General features: G+C 52.9%; 24 protein-coding genes. 15 read left to right on the top strand and 9 right to left on the bottom strand.

All coding sequences use genetic code 11. From position 1 onward, the window contains the following. Positions 1-2: 2 nt before the first annotated feature. Positions 3-593 (bottom strand): TetR/AcrR family transcriptional regulator, encoded by a 591-nt coding sequence (locus tag PKY88_06970; protein ID HOQ04938.1) that lies wholly within the window; start codon positions 591-593, stop codon positions 3-5. A 241-nt stretch (positions 594-834) separates the two neighbouring features. On the opposite strand from PKY88_06970, the gene PKY88_06975 reads away from it, so the two are divergent. The 5 genes from PKY88_06975 to PKY88_06995 all read left to right on the top strand — a co-directional run bounded on the left by PKY88_06975 (position 835) and on the right by PKY88_06995 (position 6282). Continuing rightward, positions 835-2034 (top strand): U32 family peptidase C-terminal domain-containing protein, encoded by a 1200-nt coding sequence (locus tag PKY88_06975; protein HOQ04939.1) that lies wholly within the window; start codon positions 835-837, stop codon positions 2032-2034. Between the two features lie 40 nt (positions 2035-2074). Then, entirely contained in the window at positions 2075-3469 is a 1395-nt protein-coding gene (murC, locus tag PKY88_06980) for a UDP-N-acetylmuramate--L-alanine ligase (protein ID HOQ04940.1), read from the top strand. Further along, positions 3435-4313: a UDP-N-acetylmuramate dehydrogenase gene (gene murB / locus PKY88_06985; protein HOQ04941.1), complete on the top strand. Its 879-nt coding sequence runs from the start codon at positions 3435-3437 to the stop codon at positions 4311-4313. The genes murC and murB overlap by 35 nt, the downstream gene beginning before the upstream one ends. A gap of 61 nt (positions 4314-4374) precedes the next feature. After that, positions 4375-5325, top strand: a complete 951-nt coding sequence (locus PKY88_06990; protein HOQ04942.1) for a D-alanine--D-alanine ligase — start codon at positions 4375-4377, stop codon at positions 5323-5325. A 12-nt stretch (positions 5326-5337) separates the two neighbouring features. Continuing rightward, entirely contained in the window at positions 5338-6282 is a 945-nt protein-coding gene (locus tag PKY88_06995; GenBank protein ID HOQ04943.1) for a hypothetical protein, read from the top strand. A 28-nt stretch (positions 6283-6310) separates the two neighbouring features. Here PKY88_06995 and PKY88_07000 read toward each other — a convergent pair whose 3' ends face one another. From PKY88_07000 to PKY88_07025, 6 genes are read right to left on the bottom strand one after another with little or no spacing between them, the layout of a single operon-like run. Beyond that, positions 6311-8038, bottom strand: coding sequence for a penicillin-binding protein 2 (locus PKY88_07000; GenBank protein HOQ04944.1), 1728 nt, complete (start codon positions 8036-8038; stop codon positions 6311-6313). After that, the gene (locus tag PKY88_07005; protein ID HOQ04945.1) at positions 8035-8262 is read right to left on the bottom strand and encodes a hypothetical protein; all 228 of its coding nucleotides are present in this window, start codon (positions 8260-8262) and stop codon (positions 8035-8037) included. The genes PKY88_07000 and PKY88_07005 overlap by 4 nt, the downstream gene beginning before the upstream one ends. An 8-nt stretch (positions 8263-8270) precedes the next feature. Beyond that, on the bottom strand, positions 8271-9101 hold the full coding sequence (locus tag PKY88_07010; GenBank protein ID HOQ04946.1) for a LysM peptidoglycan-binding domain-containing protein: 831 nt from the start codon (positions 9099-9101) through the stop codon (positions 8271-8273). Positions 9102-9137: 36 nt separating this feature from the next. Beyond that, entirely contained in the window at positions 9138-10070 is a 933-nt protein-coding gene (rsmH, locus tag PKY88_07015; GenBank protein HOQ04947.1) for a 16S rRNA (cytosine(1402)-N(4))-methyltransferase RsmH, read from the bottom strand. Positions 10071-10094: 24 nt separating this feature from the next. After that, positions 10095-10298 carry a hypothetical protein gene (locus PKY88_07020; GenBank protein ID HOQ04948.1) on the bottom strand — a complete coding sequence of 68 codons (204 nt, stop codon included), beginning with the start codon at positions 10296-10298 and terminating at the stop codon, positions 10095-10097. Between the two features lie 4 nt (positions 10299-10302). Next, on the bottom strand, positions 10303-10818 hold the full coding sequence (locus tag PKY88_07025; protein HOQ04949.1) for a hypothetical protein: 516 nt from the start codon (positions 10816-10818) through the stop codon (positions 10303-10305). Between the two features lie 584 nt (positions 10819-11402). Here PKY88_07025 and PKY88_07030 point away from each other — a divergent pair. The 5 genes from PKY88_07030 to PKY88_07050 are packed head-to-tail and all read left to right on the top strand — an operon-like array spanning position 11403 to position 17594. Next, a complete protein-coding gene (locus tag PKY88_07030) occupies positions 11403-13109 on the top strand; it encodes a TolC family protein (GenBank protein HOQ04950.1) in 1707 nt (568 codons plus the stop codon). Then, positions 13078-14949: an efflux RND transporter periplasmic adaptor subunit gene (locus PKY88_07035; protein ID HOQ04951.1), complete on the top strand. Its 1872-nt coding sequence runs from the start codon at positions 13078-13080 to the stop codon at positions 14947-14949. The genes PKY88_07030 and PKY88_07035 overlap by 32 nt, the downstream gene beginning before the upstream one ends. Continuing rightward, the gene (locus PKY88_07040) at positions 14946-15665 is read left to right on the top strand and encodes an ABC transporter ATP-binding protein (protein ID HOQ04952.1); all 720 of its coding nucleotides are present in this window, start codon (positions 14946-14948) and stop codon (positions 15663-15665) included. The genes PKY88_07035 and PKY88_07040 overlap by 4 nt, the downstream gene beginning before the upstream one ends. After that, a complete protein-coding gene (locus PKY88_07045; GenBank protein HOQ04953.1) occupies positions 15662-16930 on the top strand; it encodes an ABC transporter permease in 1269 nt (422 codons plus the stop codon). Before PKY88_07040 ends, PKY88_07045 begins: the two co-directional genes overlap by 4 nt. Before the next feature lie 22 nt (positions 16931-16952). Then, positions 16953-17594 (top strand): SGNH/GDSL hydrolase family protein, encoded by a 642-nt coding sequence (locus PKY88_07050; GenBank protein ID HOQ04954.1) that lies wholly within the window; start codon positions 16953-16955, stop codon positions 17592-17594. Positions 17595-17598: 4 nt separating this feature from the next. On the opposite strand, the gene pheT is transcribed toward PKY88_07050, so the two are convergent. Beyond that, a complete protein-coding gene (gene pheT / locus PKY88_07055) occupies positions 17599-19620 on the bottom strand; it encodes a phenylalanine--tRNA ligase subunit beta (GenBank protein ID HOQ04955.1) in 2022 nt (673 codons plus the stop codon). 367 nt (positions 19621-19987) lie between these two features. Between pheT and PKY88_07060 the strand changes: the two genes are divergently transcribed. The 5 genes from PKY88_07060 (at position 19988) to ribD (ending at position 24382) form a co-directional block, all read left to right on the top strand. After that, positions 19988-21043 carry a sigma-54 dependent transcriptional regulator gene (locus PKY88_07060; GenBank protein HOQ04956.1) on the top strand — a complete coding sequence of 352 codons (1056 nt, stop codon included), beginning with the start codon at positions 19988-19990 and terminating at the stop codon, positions 21041-21043. 130 nt (positions 21044-21173) lie between these two features. Next, positions 21174-21602, top strand: coding sequence for a 50S ribosomal protein L13 (gene rplM / locus PKY88_07065; protein ID HOQ04957.1), 429 nt, complete (start codon positions 21174-21176; stop codon positions 21600-21602). A gap of 130 nt (positions 21603-21732) precedes the next feature. Further along, positions 21733-22110, top strand: a complete 378-nt coding sequence (gene rpsI, locus PKY88_07070; protein ID HOQ04958.1) for a 30S ribosomal protein S9 — start codon at positions 21733-21735, stop codon at positions 22108-22110. A gap of 130 nt (positions 22111-22240) precedes the next feature. Continuing rightward, on the top strand, positions 22241-23248 hold the full coding sequence (gene argC / locus PKY88_07075; protein HOQ04959.1) for an N-acetyl-gamma-glutamyl-phosphate reductase: 1008 nt from the start codon (positions 22241-22243) through the stop codon (positions 23246-23248). A 21-nt stretch (positions 23249-23269) separates the two neighbouring features. Then, entirely contained in the window at positions 23270-24382 is a 1113-nt protein-coding gene (gene ribD / locus PKY88_07080; protein ID HOQ04960.1) for a bifunctional diaminohydroxyphosphoribosylaminopyrimidine deaminase/5-amino-6-(5-phosphoribosylamino)uracil reductase RibD, read from the top strand. Here ribD and PKY88_07085 read toward each other — a convergent pair. After that, entirely contained in the window at positions 24368-25354 is a 987-nt protein-coding gene (locus PKY88_07085; protein ID HOQ04961.1) for a bifunctional riboflavin kinase/FAD synthetase, read from the bottom strand. The genes ribD and PKY88_07085 overlap by 15 nt on opposite strands. Between the last annotated feature and the right edge of the window lie 86 nt (positions 25355-25440).

Genomic DNA, 25440 nt, shown 5'->3' on the forward strand with positions numbered 1-25440 from the left:
CCTTAAAAGTTGTTTGATTTCTTTTCTTCTTTATTGTTTTCCGGCAGTTGTCCCAAAAAAGAAGACAAGCTCCGCACAAAATTCTGACGCAGCGGCTGGATACTGGATTCAACCTGTTCCATCTCCATCCCAATCATTGCGAACGAGAAAAAGCCGAAAACAAAACCGGCAACGGCACAGGCCAGCCGCCGAATTTTCATCGGGTCAATCTTTTCTCCGACAAACGGAGATAAAATCTTTTCCAGTTCACGAAGATATCGGTCATAAGGGCCTTCCATCTTTTCGGAAATCCTTCGCTCCAGTTTTACCAATAATCTTCCCTGGAATAAAAGGATAAACTTTTCATATTCTTCCAAAAAGAATTTGTAATGGGCGTCCAGCAGGTGTTCCAAGGCATCATGAAGAGTAGTAATGTGTTTATTGGTGCTGCGAAGACGTTCCAATAATTCATCGATGGACAAATCGACAAGAAAAGTCGCAATTTCCTCTTTGTCCTTAAAATGACGGTAAAATGTCCCCTTTCCAAGATCAGCTCTTTGTGTAATATCCTCTATTGTAGTCGCATCGAGTCCATATTCCGTGAAGACTTCCAATGCGGCTGCCTCAAGTTTCTTTCTTGTTCTGTCCGCTCTTTTGTCGGAACGGGTTAAACTCTTCTTTTCAGCGTTAAGAATCATATAAATGACCATATAGTCATATCTGACTGTTTGGTCAACCTCTTTTCGAAAAATTTTTTAATTTCTTAAGGTTTTTCCTAAAAAATGATTAAAAATATCGTTGTAGTGATTTCTGGTTGACAAATAATACTATATTTCGTTGTTGAGGTTCATTTATATGTCCGAATTGCTTGCTCCTGCAGGAACTCTCGAAAAATTGAAGTGGGCAGTGGCCTATGGGGCTGATTCTGTCTATTTTGGATTGGAATTTGGTTCTTTGCGGAGTTTTGCAGGCAATTTTTCGTTAGAAGACGCAGAAGAGGGTCTTCTATATCTTCATAAAAGAGGTAAAAAGGGATATGCAACACTCAATATTTTCCCATTTTCGGATGAATATACTCGTCTTTTGAATGATGCTTTTGCTCTTGAGGAAATGGGAGTGGATGGAGTTATCGTTTCTGATATAGGGGTGTTGACTGCTCTGAGAAAAAAAGGATTCAAAGTCCCGATTCATATCAGTACTCAGGCCAATACACTCAGCTGGCAGACCGCTCTGGCCTACAAAGAATTGGGCGCAGACCGGGTCATTCTGGCTCGGGAGTTATCTCTTGAGAAGCTGGCCGAGATTCAAAATCACGTGAACGGCCGGATGGAAACGGAGGTTTTCATTCATGGAGCTGTTTGTTTTTCCTACTCCGGCCGCTGTGCCGTCAGTGACTATATGACTGGTTTCCGGGCCAACAGGGGGGAATGCAAGCATCCATGCCGATATAAATATTTCCTGGTGGAAGAAAACAGGCCGGGAAAATATATGCCGGTTTTTGAAGACAATCGAGGCCTGTATTTGTTCAATTCGAGGGATTTGGCCTTGTTTGAATATGTGCCGCAGCTGACGGAGCTGGGGATTTCGTCTTTTAAGATAGAGGGGCGGATGAAATCCATTCATTACATTGCGACTGTGGTCTCTTTTTACCGGCAGCTGCTGGACGGAAAATCCTTCACAAAAGAACAGGCTCTCAACTGGCTCAATCGCGTCCCCAATCGGGGCTATACAGCCGGTTTTATCAAGGGCTCGTTTTTGCCGGAGAATTATTCCTGGGAAAAAAGTGTGTCGGAGGGAACCAGCCGGTTCGTCGCCAACGTTTTCCAGACGCGGCCGGACGGGTGCACCCTTCGTGTTCGAAATACAATTTGTTCCGGGGAAACGTTTGAGGTGCTCGCTCCCGGCGGACGGCTGTCCAGCGTCCGAATGCCCCAGCCGCTGAAACATACGGACGGGACGGTCTCAGAGACGGCCAAAAACGGGGACTGTTTGGAACTGCCGGATTCCCTGCCCGAATATGCCGTTTTACGCCGGATTGAAGTTGAATCAGCATAAAGGGAGGGGTATAAAGAATCGTTGTTTTTGCGGAGAAGATATGGAATCGTTCCATGGCAAAAAATTTCATTTTATCGGCATCGGCGGGATTGGGACCAGCGGGCTGGCCAAGATGCTGCTCAAGCACGGGGCCGTTGTTTCCGGGTCCGATATGGCCGACAGTGCGGTGCTGGAGGAGATGGCCTCGATGGGAATCCGGATTTGTCTGGGGCACAGTCTGGACAATATCCCGCCGGATGCGGATGCCGTGGTAATCAGTGCGGCCATTCCGGCCGGCAATCCGGAGCTGGCCCGAGCCGGGGAACTGGGAATCCGCATTTACAAGTATGCGGAGATGCTGGGTAAACTGTTCGGCGAGTATCAGGGGATTGCGGTGGCGGGCACCCACGGCAAGAGCACGACCAGCGCCTGGATTGCGTATCTGCTCGAAAAGGCCGGTCGGTCGCCGACCTTTCTGATTGGCGCCCATGTGCCGCAGATGGGGGGGTCCAGCGGGATTGGAAACGGGCCTTTTTTTGTGGCGGAGGCCTGTGAATATGACCGAAGTTTTCTGAATCTTCGGCCTTCTATCGGGGTGATTCTGAATATCGAGCAGGACCACCTGGATTACTACAGAGACGAAGAAGAAATCGTAGATGCCTTTACGGATTTTGCCGGAGGCATTCGGCCGGGAGGTGTGCTGATTGCCAACGGCCAGGACAAAAATACCCTTCGTCTGCTTCGCCGGCTGAATGGACAGGTTCAGGTTCGAACATTTGGACGCACTGACTCGTGTGATTTGTCAGCAGGGCGGCTTTATTTGCGGGAAGGTTTTTATGAATTCGAGCTGTGTGAACGGGGGACGGTTCTGGGGCTGGCTCGTCTGTCGATTCCCGGCATCCACAATGTCGACAATGCCTTGGCTGTTATCTCGGCATCTCTGGCGGCCGGCTTATCTGTGGAAACAGTCCTGGAACATTTAGGGGGCTTTACGGGAATTGACCGACGTCTGATGCTGAAAGGTCAGGTGGGCGGGGTTGTTGTGCTGGATGATTATGCGCATCATCCTACAGAGATTCGGGCTTCGCTTTTGGCCATTCGAGAGCGGTATCATCTGAAACACTTGTGGTGTGTTTTTCAGCCCCATCAGTACAGTCGGACGCGTTTTTTGCTTGATGATTTCGCAGAAAGTTTTAATCTGGCCGATACAACGATAGTCCCGGAAATCTATTTTGTTCGGGATACCGCCGAGAGCCGAAAAATGGTGAATGCAGAAGTTCTGGTTGAACGGATTCGCCAAAGCGGAAGTAAGGCGGTTTTTATTCGGGATTTTCCCGGCATTGTTTCCTATTTGAAAGAGTATGTACAGCCCGGCGATTTGGTGGTAACCATGGGTGCCGGAACAATCTGGAAGGTAGCCGATGAATATCTTCAGTGGCTTAGAACACATTGTTAAGGAAAAGTGCCCCTTAGCACCTTATACGTGGTATGGTCTGGGCGGGCCTGCGGATTATCTGGTTACTCCCCAAAACCGGGAGCAGATCGCCGAGGTTCTTCGCCGCTGCCGGGAGAACCAGCTGCCGGTTCGGGTGCTCGGATTCGGTTCGAATTTGCTTGTGGGAGATGACGGGGTTCGGGGGGCGGTGATTCGGCTGGAGAACCCGGTTTTCTGTGATTTTAAATTTGAAGGGACTACCCTGAGGGCCGGTGCGGGGGCCAACTTGAACAAACTTGTTCTCGAATCGGTCCGAAAAGGACTGGCAGGGTTGGAGGCATTGACAGGGATTCCGGGGTCTGTTGGAGGGGCGGTTCGAATGAACGCCGGGGGTCGTTTTGGGGATTTGGGGTCTGTGGTCCAAAGTGTTACCGTAATGAACATGGACGGCCAGATTTTTGAAAAGGCCAAACCGGAGCTTGTTTTTGATTATCGCAACACCAATATCACAGCCAAGCTGATTCTGGAAGCCGCGATTGAGCTGACGGAGTCGGATCCGGAATCGCTTCTGCAGGTTGTCAAAGAAGTATGGATATACAAGAAAAATACGCAGCCGCTGGATACGCACAACGCCGGCTGTATTTTCAAAAATCCGCGAGGTCTTTCAGCCGGTGCTTTAATCGACCGGGCCGGCTTGAAAGGGACTCAGATCGGCGGGGCGATAGTCAGTGAAAAGCATGCCAATTTCATCATCGCCGAAAAGGGGTGCCGCAGTTCCGATGTCAGACAATTGATTGATTTGGTCCGCACCCGGGTTCGGGAAAAATTTGACGTCCAGCTCGAACTGGAAATTGAAATCTGGTAGGGGGGGTAGTTTCTGCAGGGTTGGGGCCGGAATATCGCTTCGTGTTTTTCAGGAAATCAGAATGAGATATTGTAAAAAACCATTTAAGACGGTAGCCGTTTTGGCGGGGGGAATCGGCGAAGAACGTCCGGTTAGTCTTCAGAGCGGGCAGAATGTGTATCAGGCCCTCAAGAAAACAGACCTGGATGTGCGCTTTGCGGACATTCATCCGGATGATTTGTCCATTCTGGACGACCCCGATATAGACATTTTTTTCCTGATTCTGCACGGTCAATTCGGGGAAGACGGTCATCTTCAGAAGATTCTGGAAGAGAAAAACTTGGTTTATACGGGTTCTGATTCGGCTTCCAGCTGTCTGGCTTTTGACAAATGGGCTGCCAAGAAGCGATTTCGTGAATGGGGCATTCCAACGGCTCCGGCGGTTTATGTGGAGCCGGATACAGAGGAACACGCTCTTCTGGAGGCGATTGCCGGTCTGGGAGGGGAACAATTTGTTGTAAAACCTCTGCGGCAGGGCAGCAGTGTAGGGGTTCAAATTGCCCGAACCCCTCAGGAGGCCCTTCGGGCGGCTCGTGAATGCTCCGGACTTTTTGGAGATTGCATGGTGGAGCGGTTTATCCGGGGGCGAGAGATTACAGTCGGAATTGTGGACCGGATGGTTTTGCCTGTGATTGAAATTCGTCCGAAGCAGAGTTTTTATGATTATCAAGCTAAGTACATAGACGATCGGACGGAGTTTCTGTTTGATACTTTTTCCGATGTGCATCAGGTTGAGTTTTTTCAGAAAACAGCCATGGACAGTTTCCGGGCTCTCGGATGTCGGCATTTCGGACGGGTGGATATGATTATTGATTCGGAAGGGACTCCCTGGGTTTTGGAAATCAATACGCTGCCGGGTTTTACGAGCCATTCCCTGCTGCCGATGGCGGCGGCGCGGGCCGGGCTGGACCCGACTCAGTTGTGTTTGAAGATTCTGGAAACGGCTTGGCTGGATTTTCACAAGAAGGGTTGATGGAGGAAAACGGTGTTCAGGAAAAAAGAGCGTCAATCCGGCCGAACAGGGGGGATATTGGGCCGTTTCCGGGGCTCGGAAAACCGGACGGCAGGCAGAACGGCGGAGAAAGAATCCGGTTCCTGGTCCCTTCGGCTGCGGGTGGCTTTTTCGTTGTGTTTCTGGATTCTGGTAGGGACAGGGATTGTACTCAGCTTCGGATATCTAAACCGCTATATCCAATCAGAATATCCTCAGGCGGAAAAGTATGGACCGCTGGAATTAGTCAATGTGCCTGAATGGGTGGAATCCGGATGGATTGAGGCAATCAAGGCATCTGTTGGAAACGGTTTGTTTGCTCTCGATGAACGCTCCGCTCGACAAGTTTCTGAAAAACTTTCTGCATTTTCCTGGCTGGAGGATGTGCGTGTGCGGGTCACTCCCAGCCGTCTGAGGGTGGAGGCGGTTTACCGCAAACCTCTGCTGCGTGTGAAGGTCGGTACAGACCGCTGGCTTTATCTGGATTCTCAGGCAATGGTGATGGATGCCCCGGAGCTGCCCTCGCTTCAGGTGGTGGAATTAAAAGGGCTGCCGCAGGAACGAATCGGAAAACCCGGCCAACATTGCCCCGCAGAGGAAGTGTCCGCTGTGTTGGTTCTGCTGGAAATCCTGGAGCGAATGGACCAAAAATGCTGTTCAGATAAACCCTTGCGGAACGAGATTGCTTTTATCGATGTCAGCAATTGGGTCCGGGGGAAAAAGACTTCAGAGCCGCAGATTGTTCTTGGGGCCAAGGACGGGACGCCCATTTACTGGGGAGCCCCCTATGGAAAGGCGGCTTTGTATTTGGAGGCGGATGAGACAGAAAAACTTTCTGTTCTTTATACCTTTTATTCCCAGAATGGGTATACTCTCCAAGGCAAAGTCAAGTATCTTGAACTTCGCACCCCTGTGGGCCAGCGTCCTCGTCCTCGCTGAAAAGCGGAAGACTTTGCCCGTGCTTAACTTAAAGATCGCTGTCCAGATACGTCAGCGTTTTTTCGAGGATTTCCTTGAAGACCGGTGCTGCGACTCGTCCGCCGCTGTAGCCCTTGCCCAAAGAGCGGTTGGGTTTTCGGATAGAAACCAGAATAATCACTTTGGGATTGTCGGCGGGGGCCCCTCCGACAAAAGAAGCGACATAATTGCTTGTGTCATAACCGCCTGTAGGCAGGGCAATATTTGCGGTTCCTGTTTTGCCGAAGACTTCCAGTCCTTCGATGGCGGCCTGGTCGCCGGTCCCATGGGTAACTACGCTTCGCAGTGCTTCCCGGACTATCCATCGGGCGGTTTCCGGCCGTACAATATAACCGGAACCAACCAAAGAAGGGGTAACATCCGTTACTTGTCCTTCCGGGTTGATAGTCGCGCGGACCAGATGGGGCTGAATCAGGGTGCCGCCGTTTGCGAGAATACAATACGCGCGGGCTATTTGCAGGGCGGTAACGGAAATTTCGTGGCCGAAGGCGATTCGGGTTGGGCTGTAGCCGCTCCATTTTTGCGTCGGACGCAGCAGACCGGGTTCTTCGCCTGTCAGGTCTATTCCGGTCGGCTGTCCGAACCCGAAAAGCCGAAGACCTTCATACAGTTTTCTGGGTCCTGTTTTTAAGCCGATTTTCGCCATTCCGATATTGCTGGAGTTTTGAATGATTTCTCGGACGCTGAGAAGGCCGAACCGGTGGTTTCCGAATTCATGGATGCCGCCGTATTTGCTCCAGTAGCCGTCTTCGCAGTCAAACTTTTCTTCTTTGGAGACAGCGCCGCTGTCAATTGCAATGGCGGCAACGATGGGTTTGAAGATGCTGCCGGGTTCGTAAGGGTCTGACAAAATTCGGTTTTTCAGATGTTCAGGAGGGGTTTTAGAAAATTGCTGCGGGTCAAAATCAGGTAAAGAAACCCATGCGAGGATTGCACCCGTCCAGGGGTCCATGACTAAAGCAACGCCGGATTCGGCCTGATATTCCCGGATTTGTTTCTGAAGGGCCTCTCGCACAATTTCCTGAATCACGATATCAAGGGTTAAAACGAGATTGTCTCCGTTTCGAAGAGGAGTTCGCCCTTCGGGGTAAGCCGCAATAGGTCTTCGAAACACATCGACCACGTAAATGTCTTGTCCGCCCTTGCCGGCCAGAACGGAATCGTATTTCAGCTCCAGGCCCGCCAAACCGTGTCCTTCGCCGCCGACAAAGCCGACAACGTGGGAACAGAGGGCAGCGGCAGGGTAGGACCGAATCCATGCCTCTTCAATTCCAATACCGGACAGGCGGGCATGAAGAACGGCCTGCTGCTGTTCCGGGGTAATGTCTTTGGCAAGCCGCAGAAATCCCGGATTTTTTGCTTCCAGAATCTGTTCGGCGATTTCAGAGCCCGGGATATTCAGAATTGATTGAAGAGTCTCAGCGGCCAGTTTGTACTGTTCATTCTGCAGAAGACGGCGGGGCTCTCCGAATACGTTATAAATCATTGTGCTGGCGGCCACAATCCGTCCTTTTCTGTCAGCTATCAGGCCTCGCTGCGGCTGCTGGCGAACGACGGCATATCGCTGGGTGCGGCTGGCTTTCTCGTAAAGGTCTTTCCGCTGGAATTGGAGGTCCCACAGACGCCCCCCTAAACCGGTAAGTCCGGCCAGGAGGAAGACACAAACCAGGATGATGCCGGACCAAATTCGTGTCGGAGCATGGTCGGGAAAATTCATGGAGAGGTTTCCTCCGGAAGGTACGGAAGCACTTTCTGCGGCTGGAGGAGCCCTTCCAGCTCAAGCTGTTTTTTCCAAAGCTGCTGGCGGAGGTGTGTTTGGCGAATCTGGGCCTGCCGTGCCTGATGGAACATCCGCGAAACGCTGATGCGCAGATGCGTGGTTGCAATCAGCGCGGCTGTTATCACAAAGATTACATACCTCAGGCGTGCCCTTGAAATCATAAAAATCCTCATCGTGCAGGGATTTTCAGACGAATCCCTGCGGGCAGATTCTCCGGGTCGGAAATTTGGTCCCGGTTTAGCTGAACAATTTCCCGGTAACGGTTTCCGTCTCCAAGGTACTGCAGCGCAATCGTCCACAGACGGTCTCCCGGCTGAACGACATACTCAATGTAGCGCGTCGAGGTGCGTTCGGAGGAAGCCGGTTCCAAAACGTTTTTGAATTTTTCGAGGAGTACCTTTTCCGGTTTTGGAGACGAGGTCTGTCCGGTATTGGCAATTCCCTTGTCCAGCGGCGGGATGATCAGCTTGTCACCGATTCGGAGGGAATCCGGAGAAGTGAGAATATGCTGATTGGCCTGGTAAAGTTTTTGGATGACGGCTCGTGTGTTGCCGTTTTCTTTTCCGTAATAACGGGATGCAATAACAGCGAGGTTTTCGCCTTTTTGGACGATATGAAACTGCGTCGAAGGTGCAGGAGAAGCCGCAGCCGCAGGAGGAGTAGAAACAGCGGCGGTGGTTGCAGGCGATGCAGCGGGGGCTTCCGGGGCGGAAGGACTGCTCGGTACAGAAACGGGCTGGAGCTGGGCTGTCGGTGCAGGTGTTAAAACACGGCTCTCCGTGGGGGGCTCTGTTTGCCGAAGGGGCTCGGGTTCAAGTTCCCGAGCAACCTGTTCAACCGCCTGCTCAATCAGAATAGAGCGGCTTGGAGGGACCTGGACAGCTGTTTCGATAACCGGTTTGTCTGTTTTGAAAAAACCGACAGGTCCGTTGATCAGAAAAGCAATGGTGACAATAAACAGAAAACTGATCAGCAATCCGATTTTCCCGTCCGCAGTCATAGTCAGCGCCTTTCTGTTTTTATAAAAAACTTTTTTCTATATCCGTTGGGCGATTCTCAGTTTTGCACTTCGTGAGCGGGGATTGGCACGCCGCTCCTCCGCTCCGGCTGTAATCGGTTTTGGAGTCAGAATATGATAAATACCATTCATCTTATTTTTTCGAAAGTTGTTTTTTACAAGTCTGTCTTCTAAGCTGTGAAAACTGATGATTGCCAGAAAGCCGCCGATTTTCAAGAGATTCGGGGCGGCTTCCAGCAATGCCTCTAAACATTCCAGTTCGCGATTTACCGCAATTCGAAGGGCCTGGAACGTTCGCGTGGCCGGATGCAGCCGTCGCAGGCCCCTCCGTTCCGGTCTGGACACTGCTTTTTGGATAATCAAAGCCAGTTGGCCGGTTGTTGTGATTCTTTGCCGTTGTCTTGACTGAACAATACAATGAGCGATTTTCCGGGAAGCCCGTTCTTCCCCATAACGGTAAATCAAATCCGCCAGTGCCGTCTCATCCAATTGATTGACCAAATCAGCGGCCGTAATGGATAAGCGCTCATCCAGCCGCATATCCAGCGGCATATCGGCCTGAAAACTCAGTCCTCTTTCGGTGTCTTCAATCTGAGCCGAACAGATTCCCAGGTCGGCCATAATAAAATCCGCCTGTTGGATTCCGTGCTCTTTCATCACCTCGGGAAGTTTTGCAAAGTTTTCCCGAACCAGCACGACTTTGCAGGGCAGACCGTTTGTAAAAGATTGGGCCCTTTTGATGCATTTTGGATCCACATCCAGACCAAGAATCATCCCCTCAGGGCCCAATTGGGCGCCGAACAGCCGGCTGTGGCCTCCGTAGCCAATGGTTGCATCCACAACCCGCCCGTCCCTGGGCAGCCGGATTCGCTCGGCTAATTCTTTACAAAGAACCGGAATATGACCGGGCGAATGTTCCTCCGTGGCATTCGCCCAGTCGTTGTGCATCATCTCAATACCCATCCTTGGTATTGTTTAGTGGGCAGCGGCCATTACCACCTGTTCGGTAAGCCGCTCTATCTCTTCGGAAAAAGAAATCTTTTCAAACAGGGCACTTTTTCGTTTGAGGGTCTCGAGCTGCTTTTCCAGGCAGTTCAGACTGCAAAGGATTTGCTCATCCAGCGGCCGGCTCCCTTGCAGAACCTTTTGAAGCATCCGTATGGCTTCAGCGGTTTTCATTGATTTATTCCTCCGTTGTTTGCAGATTTTCCTCTTCGGGATAGACGGATTCCTGGGTCTGCTTTTGAAGAAGCGACTTTCGGGCCCGCATCAGGTGTTTTTCAAATCCGGCGGCTTTTTCCGCTACAAACCGTTCCCACTCTTCGGTGTTCCAGATTTCAATGTGGTCCCGGACACCAAGCAGGGTTAATTTATTGCCGAGATTCGCCCGTTTTTTCAGTTTCTCAGGAATCAAAAGCCGTCCCTGTTTGTCAAATTCGACGAAAGATGAGAATGCAAAATACAGTCTTTCGATAAGGACAAAATCGTCCTCCGGAATGCTGTTATCCGCAGCCAATTCGGCTAGCACCTCTTTGTAGCATTTTTCCGGATAAAGACAAAGAATCCCATCAATACTCAGGGCGAGAATCCAGTCGCTGCCGTATTTTTCAGCGTCCACCTTGCTTCGGAGTTTGGTGGGGATGAAAAGTCGGTTTTTTTCATCAATGATATGCTCGGACTCGCCTGTTAGCATAACCATGGGATTTTTTGCTATTTCTTCCTACTTTTCTTAACTTTTATGGGGGACAATACCACATTATTATTTTCGTGTCAAAACCAAAATTTTTAAAAAAGTTTCGTGCTTTTTTGGGCAGATTAAATGACAAGAAAATAAAAAACTATATATTGTGGCTCAAGGGCAAGGTTTATCCCATTATATGGGGGGTGTTGCGATTCGGCTATCAAATGATATTTGCTGAAAAAAAAGTTATGAATCCCATTTTATCCCACAGCCAAATAGTGGATGTTATGGCTCTTGATATGAATCCGTCGGTTTTCCGGAAAATAAATATTGCGGTTTTCCTGCAATAAAAATAAGGTTTGTTTTCGTATATGAAGGGGATTTGAAGATAGAAAACAACGATGATGAATTGGTTTGGCCAGTACAAAACTTGGTATGTGTGGGGTGTGCTTTTTGTCCCCGTGGCAGGTTTCATTGGGGGGTGTAAAACCCCGTCCGATTATCGAAAGAAAGCGGACGAAATTTCTTATAGGATTATTCAAGAAAAGCAGTTAGAGTCGCTCGGGAGAACAGAACCTTTTGCAATAGAACGGCCGAGTGATTTGTTTCGAAGACGTTTGATTGAGATTCAGGCCCTGCCGGTTTCTGCTCCAGCAGCCCTCGGCACGGATCGTTTAGAGCCGATTGCCCACTGGCCTGAAAAAGATTACCCCTTTGCCAAATCGGACTCAGAGCCGAATGCGGCCGACCCTAATCAGGTGATTACCCTTTCCTTAATGGATGCGTTGCAAATCGGGGCGGCGAATAATTTCGAGTATCAGTCCAGAAAAGAAGCCATTTTTTCGGCGGCCCTGGATTTAGACCTGGCCCGCAACGAATTTCGCACGCTTTTTGCCGGAGCGGCCAAGAGTTATTATGAAGAAAATCGAACTGGTCTGTCTCCGCAAAGGGGATTTGTTCACAGCGGGGAACTCAGTGCCTCCCGAAAACTGACCAGCGGTGCGGAAGTCAGTGCGGGAATTGCAGCCGATTTGGTGAATCTTCTGACCCTCGGGGGGGCTTCTTCCCTGGGGCTTACGGCGGATGCGAGCATTTCCGTTCCTCTTCTCCGGGGGTCGGGACCGCATATTGTGGCCGAACCTCTTCTTCAAGCCGAACGGCAGGTGATGTATGCCATTTGGCAGTTTGAACGGTACAAGAGCGAATTTGCCGTTTCGATTGCCAGCGATTATCTTGCCGTGCTTCGCCAATTTGACCAGGTGCGAAACAGCCGCGAGAACTATATCAGCGCTGTGGCATCTGCACGGCAGTCGCGCCGCCTTGCGGATGCCGGCCGCCTGCCGGAAATTCAGGTGGACCAGGCGGTTCAGCGGGAACTCAGTGCCCGTGCGCAATGGATTGGGGCCGTGGAGTCTTACAAGCAGCGTCTGGATTCCTTCAAAATTCGGTTAGGGCTGCCGCCGGATGCGAAGATTGAATTGGACCGGAAGGATTTGGATCAGCTGCAGGTTTATAAGAATTATTTTGTTTATTCGGATTTGTCCGGGAGAGGAGTTGGAAAAGAGGGGGCTTTCCCGGCTGCCGATGCGCCTATTGAACCGCAGCCGCCTTCCAATGAAGATGCAGGTCCCTTTGAACTGCCGGAGGAGATTGCCGTCAAAACCGCTTTTGAGAAACGTCCGGATTTGTGGGTGATTCAGGGACGCGTGTATGATGCTCAAAGGGATGTGATTGTCAAGGCGGACCGGTTAGGAGCGGAGCTGACGTTTTTAGGGTCCGCCGGCTGGGGCAGCGGACGTTCGCTGGGCTCGGCCGGCTCAGAAGATGCTCGGCTGGACTTCGACCGGGGGCGTTATACCGCATTGCTGAATCTGAATCTTCCGTTAGAACGGACGGCGGAGCGTAATGCTTATCGAAAAAGTTTTTTAGCTTTGGAGGAGGCGGTTCGGAATCTCCAGCAAACGGAGGATTCAATCAAGTTATCTATTCGGAATCAGCTTCGCACACTCCTAGAATCCCGGGAGCAGGTCAAAATCCAGGCCAAGGCGGTGACCGTCGCGGAAAAACGCCAGAAAAGCACCAAGATGTTTCTGGATGCAGGCCGTGCTCAAATCCGGGATTTGCTGGATGCTCAGGATGCCCTGCTCAGCGCCCAGAATCAGCTGACGGCGGCTATTATTAATTATCGATTGGCCGAGCTGAATCTGCAGCGGGACATGGGGGTTTTGCAGGTCGATGAAAAAGGTTTATGGAAGGAGTTTGCTCCGGAGGTTCTTTATGAAACTCAATCTGGCTCAGAAACCCGCTAAAAAATACCAGGGCATTCTTATTGCGGCGCTGGTTTTCTTGTTTTTGCTCGCAGGAGGCGTTTATTTATTTGCTTCCCGTAAGGAATCAACCCAGACCATGGCTGTTTTCCCTGTTCAGAGGGGTCCCCTGACCATCAGCGTGCTTCAGTCCGGCACCATTAAAGCCAAGGATCAAATCATCATCAAAAACGAGGTGGAAGGACGCACGTCCATAATTTATCTGATTGAGGAGGGGACCCGCGTCAAAGCCGGCGACTTGCTGGTGGAATTGGATGCCAGTTCTTTGGTTGATGCGAAAATCGGGCAGGAAATACAGGTTCAGAATGCCGAGGCCGCTTTTGTAAATGCCAGAGAGAATTTGGAGGTTGTACGCAACCAGGCCGAGAGCGATAAAGACGCGGCCCTGCTGACTCTTGAGTTTGCCCGGGAGGATTTGAAGCAATACAAAGAAGGTGAATATCCGAATCTCCTTCGAGATGCCGAGGCCAAAATCAAGTTGGCGGAGGAAGAGCTGGAAAGAGCTCAAGATACCCTTGCCTGGTCTCAGAAGCTTTGGGAGGAAAAATATATTTCTGAGAATGAACTGAAAGCAGACCAGCTGGCCGTAACACGGCGGAAGTTGGACTTGGAGTTGGCTATCAGCAGCCGAGATTTGCTCCAGAACTTTACGTATCTTCGAAGGGTCAAGCAGCTGGAGAGCGATATTCGGCAGGCCGAAATGGCTTATGAACGAACGGTTCGGAAGGCCAACGCATCGGTGGTGCAGGCGGAGGCCGAACTGAAAGCCCGGCAGGCCGAATATAATCAGCAAAAGGACCGTTTGGCCAAGCTGGAGGACCAGCTGAGGAAAACCAAGCTTTATGCTCCGGCGGATGGTTTGGTGATTTATGCGACCAGTGCCCAGCGCGGCGGTTTCCGAGGAGGACAGGAACCGCTGATGGAAGGGCAGGAAGTCCACGAACGGCAGGAATTGATTTATCTGCCGTTGGGGTATTCAGCGATTGCAGAAGTCAATGTCCATGAGGCGAGCTTAAAGAAAGTGCATCCGGGCCTGCCGGTTGTGATTACCGTTGATGCACTGCCGGGACGGAGATTTATGGGCAAAGTAGATTCCATTGCACCGCTGCCGGATGCTCAAAGTATGTGGATGAACCCGGATTTAAAAGTCTACAACACGCAGATATCCATTGAGGGAGAAGAGCCCGCCTTGAGGACTGGAATGAGCTGCAAGGCCGAAATTATCGTGGCCCATTATGAAGATGCTTTGTATATTCCGATCCAATCTGTGATTCAGGTGGGCGGTCAGCCCACTGTGTATGTGCTTACGGGTTCTGCAATCGAAGCACGTCCGGTGAAGGTGGGACTGGATAATAACCGGATGATTCATATCCTCGAAGGGCTTAAGGAAGGGGAAAAAGTGCTGCTGAATCCGCCGCTCAAAGAGGCGGAGGCCCCGGCGGCAGGTTTTTCTTCCGTTCAGACGGATGGTCAGGTGTCTCAGGAAATTCGTCAGCGGCTGGAAGACGCCGGCAGAGTTCAGCCGTCGGCGGCGGACCCTCAGCAGGGAGGGACGGAAAACCAGGGCTCGCGTCGTCGAACCAGGCCCGAGACACAGGATGCTTCCTCCCCGACGAGAGATTCGATGCGTCGTCGGTTTGAAAATATGACGCCGGAGCAGCGGGAGGAAATGCGCCGCCGCTTTGAAAGTATGACCCCGGAACAGCGGGAGGAGATGCGGAGACGCTTTGAGCAGGCCAGGCCGCAGGAACAGCCGTCTGACGAACAGAACCGCTCTTCTCAGGAGCCGCAGGCGGGTTCATCTGGAGAAGGTCGGCCATGAGCTCCGGGGTCTCCAATCCAAAAGGCAATTCAGAGATAATCCGCCTGACGGATGCATGGAAGATTTACAAAATGGGCCGCCAGGAAGTCAGGGCGCTTGCGGGTGTGAATGCATCGTTTGCCCCAGGCAGTTTTTGGGCGATTATGGGGCCCAGCGGTTCCGGCAAAAGCACGATGATGAATATTCTGGGGTGTCTGGATCGACTGACAAAGGGGCATTATTTTTTCGATGGACAGGATATCAGTACGTTCAGTGATGATGAACTCAGCGACCTGCGGCTGCGAAGAATCGGCTTTATTTTTCAAAGTTTCAATCTGATTCCGCAGCTGACGGTGCAGAAGAATATTGAATTGCCTCTTTATTATCTCGGGTGGGATGCCCGCCGGAGCAGTGAGCGGGCTCAGTACCTGGCGGAACAGGTAGGACTGGCGGAGCGTCTGAATCACCGTCCTACGGAATTATCAGGCGGCCAGATGCAGCGGGTTGCCATTGCGCGGGCACTGGCCAATGACCCTCAGATTATTTTTGCCGATGAACCTACGGGCAACCTGGATACGAAAACCGGACTTCAGATTCTGGATTTGCTGCAGAAGCTCAATGAAAACGGGAAAACGATTATCATGGTCACCCATGAGCCCGATATTGCGGCCTTTGCCCAGTATCAAATGCATATGAGGGACGGCCAAATTGAACGAATCGACGGAGGGATCGGATGAGACAAACCCGGTTGATTCGCAATATTGCTCTCGGCATTGAAAATCTTCTCCTGCACAAACTTCGCTCTTTTTTGACGATGCTGGGGATTGTTTTCGGTGTCGGCAGTGTTGTGGCGATGCTCTCCGTCGGCGAGGGGGCCAGCAAAGAAGCCCTCGAGCAGATTCGAAAGCTCGGCAGCAACAATATCATTATTTCTTCCGTCAAAGCCGTGGAAGATGAGTCTATGACCAATACCCGCATTTTTATGAGTGTGTATGGGTTGACCTATGAGGATTATCGCCGGATTTCAGAAAGCTTTAAAAACGTTCAGAAAACAGCTCCGGCCAAAATCATTCGCAAGGAGTCTCGATTGGGAGAGCGTTCGCTTGAGCTGCGGGTTGTAGGAACTACGCCGTCCTGGTTTGAACTGGTTCCGCGGGATATTATTGCCGGGCGGGTTTTGACGAGTGCCGATGTGGAAAAACAGGCACCGGTGGCTGTACTGACGGAGTATGGGGCTCGGCGGCTTTTGGCGGCGGAGCATACAATCGGTCAAACCTTGCGCATCGGCGGCGATTCCTTTCTGATTGTCGGAATTGTCCGGAGCGAGAGCGGACAGGCGGGAAATATTCAGATTCCGGACCAGGAAGTGGATGCCTATATTCCAATCGAGGTTGCCCGACGCTATTTCGGCGATATTCAGACGCGCGTGGCGGCCGGAACGCGGGAACGGGAAAAGGTGGAACTCCATCAGGTGATTCTCCAAATTGACACCTCTGAGCACGTGGAACCTACAGCAGCGGCGATTGAGCAGATGCTCAAACGCTTTCATAAAAAGAAAGATTACACTATCAGTGTGCCTCTGGCCCTGCTCAAACAGGCGGAGGCCACCAAACGCCGGTTTAATATTGTGCTGGGGTCGATTGCGGGCATCAGTCTGCTGGTCGGCGGCATCGGAATTATGAATATTATGCTGGCTTCGGTCACGGAACGCACCCGCGAAATCGGCATTCGGCGGGCTATCGGGGCCAAGCGCAGGCAGATTATTTTCCAATTTCTCATTGAGACGGTCGTGCTGTCCACGACCGGCGGGATAATTGGTCTGGGGGTGGGAATTTTTATCCCCTTTGTGATTACGATGGTCAGCGGAATGGCCACAGTTTTGACTTTGTGGGGGATTCTGCTGCCGCTGCTGATTAGTATGCTGATCGGGATTTTGTTCGGCCTGTATCCGGCTATTCACGCCGCCCAGGTGGATCCAATCATAGCCCTTCGACACGAATAAATAGTTTTCAGGAGTTTTTCGAATGAAATGGCATTACCAGGAGAAAATTTTGTTCATCAGAGACAGCATCACAGATGCCCTGCGGCGGGAGAAGGCGTATGCGCCGCTGGGCTGCGGGTATGTTCATTTCGCCGGCTGTTTCTTGCAGGCCAAATTTCCTGAGCTGGATTTGCAGGTTGAAAACCGCGGCATCAGCGGGGATACGACCCGGGAACTTCTGGCCCGGTGGAAAGAAGACTGTCTGGACCTTCGGCCCGATGTGGTGAGCATTCTGGTCGGCATCAATGATTTGTGGCGTGGATACAAACCGGTGCTTGAGCCGCACAAAACCCCTGTTCCGCCGGCGGAGTATGAAGACAATCTCCGGCAGATGCTTTCCGGTGTTCAGCGGCTCGGCAGCCGTCTGATTCTGATGGAGCCGTTCTATTTCTGCCGGGATTTGAAGGAGCCGATGCGGCGGGGCCTGGATGCCTATTTGGACGTCGTGCACCGGTTGGCTCGGGACTATCGGGCCCTTCTGGTGCCTCTGCAGAAGGCCTATGAGCAGCTCAGCAGTCAGGTGCCGGACGAACGCTGGTCAGAGGACAGAGTCCACCCCTCGATGTGGGCCCATGCCTGGATTGCCCGCCAGTGGCTGGCCGCCGTTCTGGACGGGCAGATTTAGCCGCTCAAACCGTTCGGAGTTCGGCGCGGAATTTTTCTTTCAGGACGTTCAAAATGGCGGCTTCGAATTGGTCCACCTGCTCGTGACGCAGCGTGCCGTCGTCGTCCCGGAATCGAAGAGAAACCGTCAGACTCTTTTTGCCGGCGGGAATCGGTTTGCCCCGATACAGGCCGCCGAAACGGATTTCCTCCAATTCCGACGGAGCCGCCGAACGAACGGCCTGTTCAATCTCTGCCCAGCGGACAGGTTCGTCGAGAATCAGGGACAGGTCTCGTCGGATGGCAGGGAATCGCGGCAACGGTTTCGCGGACGGTTTGGCGTTTGCGGCCAGGTCTATCAGGGCTTCGAGGTCCAGTTCCGCCGCACAGACCATTCCCTTGTCTAAATCCAGACGCCGGGCAATTGCGTCCTCCACGGCGCCGACAAAGCCCACGGGTTTGTCGCCGACAAAAATCTCCGTGCCGCCCTGGGCCCACTTGGCACCGGCGGGTTCGAACCGCCCCTCTCGGCAGGTCAGCCGTTCCAGAAGGCCTTCCAGAACTCCCCGCATCTCCTGGAACTCCATATCGGCGGCCAGGGCGACCTTCGCCTTTTCCAGAGGAAGAACCTGATTTTTATCGGAAGGCAGGAACGTATCTGCGATTTCATACAGCCGGCAGGGGATATTGCCGGCGTGGTAGTTGGTCTGCATCGTATTCAGGAGCGAGCCGATGAGATTTTGGCGAAGCAGATTGGTGTTCTTGCGGGACACATCGCTGACCGCCAGATGCTCCGCGGCGGGTGCGGGGGAGAAGCACTCGGCAGTCTGTTTGTCAATAAAGGTAATATTGATGGTTTCAAAGAAACCGCAGCCGTTCAGGTACGTCCGGATTTTCTGACAGACCTTTTCGCGTGCATCCATCGGCACGGCGGTGATTCGAATCTTGTTTTCGACCGGCACCTTCTCATAGCCCCAGCATCGGGCGGCTTCCTCGATGAGGTCGGCTTCGCGGCTCAAGTCGTGCCGCCAGCTGGGCGGGGTGCAGACAATCACATCGCCGGTTTCCCGCTGCGGATTCAGCCCCAGGCCGGAGAAAATCGCAAGCACCTTTTCGACGGGAATCTCGATTCCCAACAGGTGTTTGAGCCGCGACAGACGCATCCGCACCGGCGCTGCGGCCGTTTTTCCCGGATAGCAGTCCACAACCCCCCGGGCGATTTGACCGCCGGCAACCTGCACAATCAGCCGGGCGCATCGCCGGGAGGCCCAGTCGATGTTTTCCGTGTCCACCTGCCGCTCAAATCGGAAGGAGGCCTCCGACGGCAGTCCGAGCCGGCGGGAGGTCCGGCGGATGCTTACCGGTGCAAACGAGGCCTCTTCCAGCAGAATGGTTGCGGTCTTGTCCGTCACCTCGGTTTCCAGCCCGCCCATTACGCCGCCGACAGCCACCGGTCGTTCTGCATCGGCAATCACGAGCATCCAGTCCTGCAGCTGACAATCCGTGCCGTCAATGCTGACAAGCCGCTCTCCGGGGAGGGCTTTTCGCACGATGATTTTTCTGCCGCGGATTTTGTCATAATCAAAGGCGTGCGGCGGCTGGCCGTGTTCGAGCATTGCGTAGTTGGTGGCGTCCACGACATTATTGACGCTTCGCATCCCCGCGGCCTGAAGGCGGCGAACCATCCAGTCCGGAGAAGGTCCCACCTTCACGCCGGTGATAATTCGGGCGGTATAGCGGGGGCATAGTTCCGGTTCTTCGATTTGCACGCTCACCCACGTTTGAACGGGACTATCGGACTCCTGAATCGATGCATCCGGCAGCCGCAGGGGTTTGCCATACGCGGCGGCCAGTTCTCTGGCAATTCCAATGTGGCTCAGACAGTCCCCGCGATTGCTTGTGATTTCTATGTCGATAACCGTATCGCCGTCAATCTTTTCGATGCTTTCGGTCGGAAACCCCAAATTACTCAGCTGTTTGGCGATTTCTTCCGGGCAGACACCTTTGAGGTCAACGTACTCCTGCAGCCATTCCAATGAGATTTTCATTCTGCTCTCTCGTTTCCGGGGCGTTTTGTTCTTTTCCTGTTCCGGTCTTCAAAACACGTACAATAGCGATCTTGGCTTGCGGTGTCAATAAAAGCAAGGGGATTCCGGAAAGAACTCCTCTTCGTTTGGATGTGTAAGTCTCTTTTATGAAAAGAGATAGGTATATTTGGATCGGCGGCTGCTGAAAATGTCCTATAAAACACCTTGATTTTGCCAAGAGGCCTCATTAGAATATTATTTTGGAGGTGTGAGGAAAACTGTTGCGGGGAAAAGGCCTATCAGTTTTCTCACCCCATGTTTTTTATAGAACGCTCATCTGGAAAGTAAGGGTTTGGAACGTGTGTGTTCGGATGGGCGGGGTAATTTCATGACCAGTGCCAACGAAACCAATCGCGCACAGGGACGTGCCGCAAAGATGAGAGTCTGTGCTGAAAATGCGCCGCAGCTTCGAAAAGCCGGCCGTCTGTTGAGTGAGGAAAAGACGGCTCTAATCGGGCAATCGCAGGCCTTTCAGACGATTTTAGAGACCATCCGTTCCGTAGCAGCCCGGCGGTGCTGTATCACCATCACGGGGGAAACGGGGACCGGCAAAGAGATGGTTGCCCGCAAGATTCACGAATTTTCGGACCGCTCCGATAAGGTCTTTATTCCGGTGGACTGCACCACCCTGACCGGCCAGCTTTTCGAAAGCCAGTTGTTTGGTCATGTACGCGGCAGTTTTACCGGTGCGGTTGAAAACACGCTCGGATTTTTCCGCGCCGCCGACGGCGGAACCATTTTTCTGGATGAAATCAGCGAAATTCCCCTCGAGCTTCAGGCCAAACTGCTGCGGGTTCTTCAGGAAGGCACCGTCACGCCGCTGGGGTCCACGCAGTCCTACAAGATTGATGTACGGGTGATTTGTGCAACCAACCGCGATTTGCGGCAGATGGTCGAGAAAAACCAGTTCCGGGCGGACCTGTTTTATCGGCTGAATGTGATTAACCTGCAGATTCCGCCCCTGCGTCAGCGGCCGGAAGATATTCTGCCGTTGGCCAATTATTTTCTGGAGAATCTGAGCCGTTTTTATGGAGAGCCGCTCAAAAAGCTCTCTTCGGAGGCGGAGCATCTGCTGCTTCGCTATCGCTGGCCGGGCAATGTCCGGGAATTGTCCAACGCGATGGAACGGGCCTACGTGCTCAGCCGCGGGATGGTTATTGAGCCCTCGGTCCTGCCGCCGGAGATTTTCATGAGCGGTTCCTCCCGTACCGATTCGCCGCTGCCGACGCTGGATGAGGCCAATCAGCGGCTGGTTCAGGAAGCGCTTCGCATCACCAAAGGACGCAAGATGGAAGCCGCCAAAATACTCGGTATCGAACGCCGGCGTCTTAATCGGCTGCTCGAAAAGCTGAATATTGAGCCTGCCAAGTTCAAAGACCACTGACGGATGGCGTCATTGTAGAGCATATTTGTCTTCTTATTGTTTTTGCTTTTTTAAGGAAATTGGCATTGACAGGGGGGTGATTGCCTTTATAATATCTCACTTTCTGAGAAATGACGGGAGTAGAATTGATATGAAAAGTTTTTTGGCAAAAAAAGGCCAAGTCGAGCGGAAATGGTGGCTTGTGGATGCGGAAAACAAGGTGCTCGGACGCTTGGCCTCCAAAGTGGCGATGATTCTGATGGGCAAAACCAAGCCCATTTATACCCCGCATGTGGATACAGGGGATTATGTAATCGTCGTGAATGCGGAAAAGATTCGGCTGACCGGACGGAAGCCCCAAACCAAGACCTACACAACGTTTAGTCTCTATCCGGGCGGCCAAAAGATTATTCCGTTTTCGAGGATGATTCAGCGGCATCCGGAGCGGGTGATTCAGAAAGCCGTCCAGCGGATGCTGCCGAAAAATCCGCTCAGCGAACATATGTTGAAGAAGTTGAAGATTTACAAAGGGCCTCATCACGAGCATGCGGCTCAAAAACCGGTGAAATTAGAATTGTAACAGCGATTCAGGCAGACCTATGGCTGAAAACGAAACGTACCTGATTGATCCGAAGATTCTGGAGAAAAGTGCCTCGGTGCTGACCTCGACGGCTCCGGCGGCTCCCGCCAAGCGCGACGCCGCAGGGTTTGTGTGGGGAACAGGACGCCGAAAAACCTCCGTTGCACGGGTTCGCCTCAAACCCGGCACCGGAAAAATTGAGATTAACGGCCGTCCGCTCGAAGAGTATTTTCTGCTCGAGAAGGACCGCGAAGCGGTTCGCGCCCCGCTGGCGGCGGTCAACGGTCTCCAGTCGTTTGATGTGATTGTCAACGTCAAAGGCGGCGGGACAACCGGTCAGGCCGACGCCGTCAAGCTTGGAATTGCCCGGGCATTGAAAGATTATGACCCGTCTTTGCTGAAAGTCCTCCGCGACGGCGATTTCCTGACACGGGACAGCCGAATGGTGGAAAGAAAGAAGGCCGGAAAGCCCGGCGCCAGAAGGAGTTTCCAGTTCTCCAAGCGTTAATTGTTTTGTTGGTTCGACTTTTCAAAACCGCCGGAGCAGGAATACGGCGGTTTTTTTATGTGGGTTTCTCTGACGGAACGGATGGACGACACAATTCAGATTTTGAGTGGGAAAGGGAAACGGGGTTTATATGGTTCGTGTTGCGATTATCGGGGCCAGCGGCTACACAGGTCTGGAAGCCATTGAGATTCTGCTGCGTCATCCTCAGACTGAATTGACCTATCTGACGGCGCTGCCGGAGGAGTGCGGGCCGGCGGCGGAGGTTTTCGGACAGCTCCGAGGGCGGCTGGATATGCCCATCGAGCCGCTGGATATGAACAAACTGGCGGAAAAAGCCGAGGCGGTGTTGTGCTGCCTGCCGCATAAGGTCTCGATGGGATTTGTCCCCAAACTGCTGGCGGCGGGGCTGAAGGTTGTGGATTTCAGCGCCGACTACCGCCTCCGCGATGCGGCCGTGTATGAAAAATATTATGTACCGCATACGGATAAGGAAAACCTGGCTCATGCAGTGTACGGTCTTCCGGAGATGAATCGAAAGCAGATTTCCTCCGCCCGGCTGATTGCCAACCCCGGCTGTTTTCCGACCGGCGCCCTGCTGGCTTTGCTGCCGGTGCTCCGCGAAGGCCTGATCCAACCCAAGGGAATTATTGTGAATGCCGTCACGGGGGTTTCCGGCGGCGGGAAAAATCCGAGCCCTGTATTTCATTTTCCGGCAATGAACGAAAACCTGCTGCCGTACGGCGTCGGGACCCATCGCCATATGCCGGAGATGGAGCAGGTCGCCTCCGATGCGGCCGGCAAGCCCGTGGAAATCCTCTTTCAGCCCCATGTCGGACCGTTTGACCGCGGCATCCTTTCTTCGGTTTACGGAGAACCCACAAAGGCCGTCACCTCCGCTCAGCTGCTCGAACTCTATCGGTCTTTTTATCAGAACGAGCCGTTTGTCCAGGTTCTCTCCAAACCGCCGGCGCTCAAACACGTGGCCAAGAGCAACTACTGCCATCTTTTCCCCACGGTTGTGAAGGGCCGTCTTGTGATTTTCTCGGCCATTGACAACCTGATTAAGGGGGCCTCCGGTCAGGCGATTCAAAATCTCAATCTTTTGTACGGGTTTGAAGAGACCCTCGGACTGAAATAATCTCTCTTCCGGGAGGCCCGGATGGATGCAGAACAGGCCATGCGGCGGGCGCTGGAGCTGGCGCGGCAGGGACTGGGGCGAGTCGAGCCGAATCCGGCGGTCGGGTGTGTGATTGTCAAAGACGGCCGGCTGATTGGCGAAGGCTGGCATCGGGAATTTGGGGGGCCGCACGCCGAAATCGAGGCCCTTTGCGACTGCCGCCGGCGGGGAAATGACCCGCGGGGGGCCGTAGTCTATGTGACCCTTGAGCCCTGCTGCTTTACCGGAAAAACCGGCCCCTGCACGAAAGCCCTTATAGGAGCCGGTGTTGCCAAAGTAATTGCCGCGATGGAAGACCCGTTCCCAAAGGTCAGCGGCAGGGGATTCCAAGAACTTCGGCAGGCAGGGATTTTTACAGAGGCGGGGCTGTGCCGAAAAGAGGCCGAATCGCTCAACGCTCCCTATCTGAAGCATATCCGAACCGGCCGGCCCTGGGTGATCCTCAAATGGGCCCAGAGTCTCGATGGGAAACTGGCCCGCCGAAATCCCTCCGAAACGGGACGATGGATTTCCAATGAAGCGTGCCGACGGCATGTGCATCAGCTCCGCCGAAAAGTGCAGGGGATTTTGACGGGAATTCACACCATTCTGGAGGATAATCCCCAACTGACCGTCCGGTTGGATGAGCCGGTTCGAAGGCCTCCTGTTCGAATTGTTCTGGACAGTCAATTACGGATTCCCTGGGATTGTCGAGTTTTAAGTGTTCAGGAAGCCCCGACATGGGTGTTTACAACCCATGCTTCCTTTCAGATAGAGCCGGAAAAGGTTTTTCGACTCCGGCAGGCAGGGGTGGAGATCTTGGAGGCCGGTCAGAAGGAACAGCGGTGTGATCTGGAAGATGTGCTGGACCAGGCAGGCAAACGGGGGCTTCAGCAGATTCTGGTCGAAGCCGGTCCGACTCTGCTGAGGGCGTTTCTCAAACAGAATCTGGCGGATGAAGTCTTCATCTATATAGCTCCGGTCTTGCTTGGGCAGGCCGGGGTTGCGGATTTGTCGGCGGCGATATCCTCGTTGGGGCCGCTGGAGCTTCGGCAGCCGACCGTTCAGATTTTTGAGGATAATGTTCTGATTTCCGCCCGTCTATCGTCCGGCTGAATCGGACAAAATCTGCCGGGCTTTCTGGCAGTCGAGGGCGATTTGACGGATGAGGTCCTCCCGCGATTCAAAACGCTGCTGATTGCGCAGCCATTCGACAAAGTCCATCGCTAAATATTTTCGGCTTAGGTCCTCAACATTCGACTCGAGCAGATGGGCTTCCAGCAGAAGAGGGTGGTCGGTCACAAATGTCTTGGCCCGTCCGATGCTGAAGGCCGCTGGTCTTCGAGCCGGCTGACGGCAGACCTCTTCCAGAGAATCTCCCACAGCGACAAAGCCGGCATAGACCCCTTCCGAAGGGATAATCTGTTCTGCGGGCTTGAGATTAGCGGTTGGGAAACCAAGGGTTCTGCCGATGCCTCGTCCTGGGATGGTTGTCCCGACAAGACGATACGGGCGTGAGAGAATTTGGGCAGCGTGGGCCGCCTTGCCGTCTTCGAGAAGCCGGCGGACGGTGGAGCTGGAGCAAGTAACGCTGCGCTGGTCCTGGTTCAGGTGAACGGTGGTGTAGGGAACCTCAAGCACATCAAAGCCGGATTCCAGCCCAAACTCCCGGAGAGTTTGCAGGGTTCCGCTTCGCCCGTAGCCGAATGTGAAATTGGGCCCCTCGACAATGGCCCGGGGTGCAAAAGATGGCACAAGAAATCGGCTCACAAACTCCTTCGGCGACTGATTCAGAAGGGAAAGGGTATCTCGAATCACAATCAGCACATCCGCCCCGCACTGCTCCAGCAGAAAGGCCTTCAGCGGCAGGGGAGTCAGGACACCGGGGCTTTTTTCCGGATGAAGGACCGCCGCCGGATGCGGGTCAAAGGTCATAACAGCCAGCGGAACACCGAGCCGGTCGGCGGCTTGCCGAGCCGTTCGAAGAATCGCCTGATGGCCCCGATGAACCCCATCGAAGTTGCCGATTGTTAAAACGGCCCCTTTCGGCGCCAGCTCTTTTATATCTGCGTCGGACAAAATTCGCATTCGGTTGACTCGACTTTCTTTCAAAGGGTTTGTAAAGAAGCATTGTATCGGCCCGAAGGAAGGATGACAAGGTGCTGAAATCGCTT

This window comes from Anaerohalosphaeraceae bacterium (assembly GCA_035378985.1).
Lineage (GTDB): Bacteria > Planctomycetota > Phycisphaerae > Sedimentisphaerales > Anaerohalosphaeraceae > JAHDQI01.

Bases quoted from the DNA above. Each gene is read 5' to 3' on its own strand.
- PKY88_07025 (HOQ04949.1), bottom strand. From the start codon at position 10,818: ATGGTTATGCTAACAGGCGAGTCCGAGCATATCATTGATGAAAAAAAC.
- PKY88_07045 (HOQ04953.1), top strand. From the start codon at position 15,662: ATGAGACAAACCCGGTTGATTCGCAATATTGCTCTCGGCATTGAAAAT.
- ribD (HOQ04960.1), top strand. From the start codon at position 23,270: ATGGATGCAGAACAGGCCATGCGGCGGGCGCTGGAGCTGGCGCGGCAG.
- rsmH (HOQ04947.1), bottom strand. From the start codon at position 10,070: ATGATGCACAACGACTGGGCGAATGCCACGGAGGAACATTCGCCCGGT.
- PKY88_07085 (HOQ04961.1), bottom strand. From the start codon at position 25,354: ATGCGAATTTTGTCCGACGCAGATATAAAAGAGCTGGCGCCGAAAGGG.
- rplM (HOQ04957.1), top strand. From the start codon at position 21,174: ATGAAAAGTTTTTTGGCAAAAAAAGGCCAAGTCGAGCGGAAATGGTGG.
- PKY88_07050 (HOQ04954.1), top strand. From the start codon at position 16,953: ATGAAATGGCATTACCAGGAGAAAATTTTGTTCATCAGAGACAGCATC.
- murB (HOQ04941.1), top strand. From the start codon at position 3,435: ATGAATATCTTCAGTGGCTTAGAACACATTGTTAAGGAAAAGTGCCCC.
- PKY88_07000 (HOQ04944.1), bottom strand. From the start codon at position 8,038: ATGAATTTTCCCGACCATGCTCCGACACGAATTTGGTCCGGCATCATC.
- PKY88_06990 (HOQ04942.1), top strand. From the start codon at position 4,375: ATGAGATATTGTAAAAAACCATTTAAGACGGTAGCCGTTTTGGCGGGG.
- argC (HOQ04959.1), top strand. From the start codon at position 22,241: ATGGTTCGTGTTGCGATTATCGGGGCCAGCGGCTACACAGGTCTGGAA.
- PKY88_06975 (HOQ04939.1), top strand. From the start codon at position 835: ATGTCCGAATTGCTTGCTCCTGCAGGAACTCTCGAAAAATTGAAGTGG.
- murC (HOQ04940.1), top strand. From the start codon at position 2,075: ATGGAATCGTTCCATGGCAAAAAATTTCATTTTATCGGCATCGGCGGG.
- PKY88_07010 (HOQ04946.1), bottom strand. From the start codon at position 9,101: ATGACTGCGGACGGGAAAATCGGATTGCTGATCAGTTTTCTGTTTATT.
- PKY88_07020 (HOQ04948.1), bottom strand. From the start codon at position 10,298: ATGAAAACCGCTGAAGCCATACGGATGCTTCAAAAGGTTCTGCAAGGG.
- PKY88_07035 (HOQ04951.1), top strand. From the start codon at position 13,078: ATGAAACTCAATCTGGCTCAGAAACCCGCTAAAAAATACCAGGGCATT.
- PKY88_07060 (HOQ04956.1), top strand. From the start codon at position 19,988: ATGACCAGTGCCAACGAAACCAATCGCGCACAGGGACGTGCCGCAAAG.
- PKY88_07005 (HOQ04945.1), bottom strand. From the start codon at position 8,262: ATGATTTCAAGGGCACGCCTGAGGTATGTAATCTTTGTGATAACAGCC.
- PKY88_07040 (HOQ04952.1), top strand. From the start codon at position 14,946: ATGAGCTCCGGGGTCTCCAATCCAAAAGGCAATTCAGAGATAATCCGC.
- pheT (HOQ04955.1), bottom strand. From the start codon at position 19,620: ATGAAAATCTCATTGGAATGGCTGCAGGAGTACGTTGACCTCAAAGGT.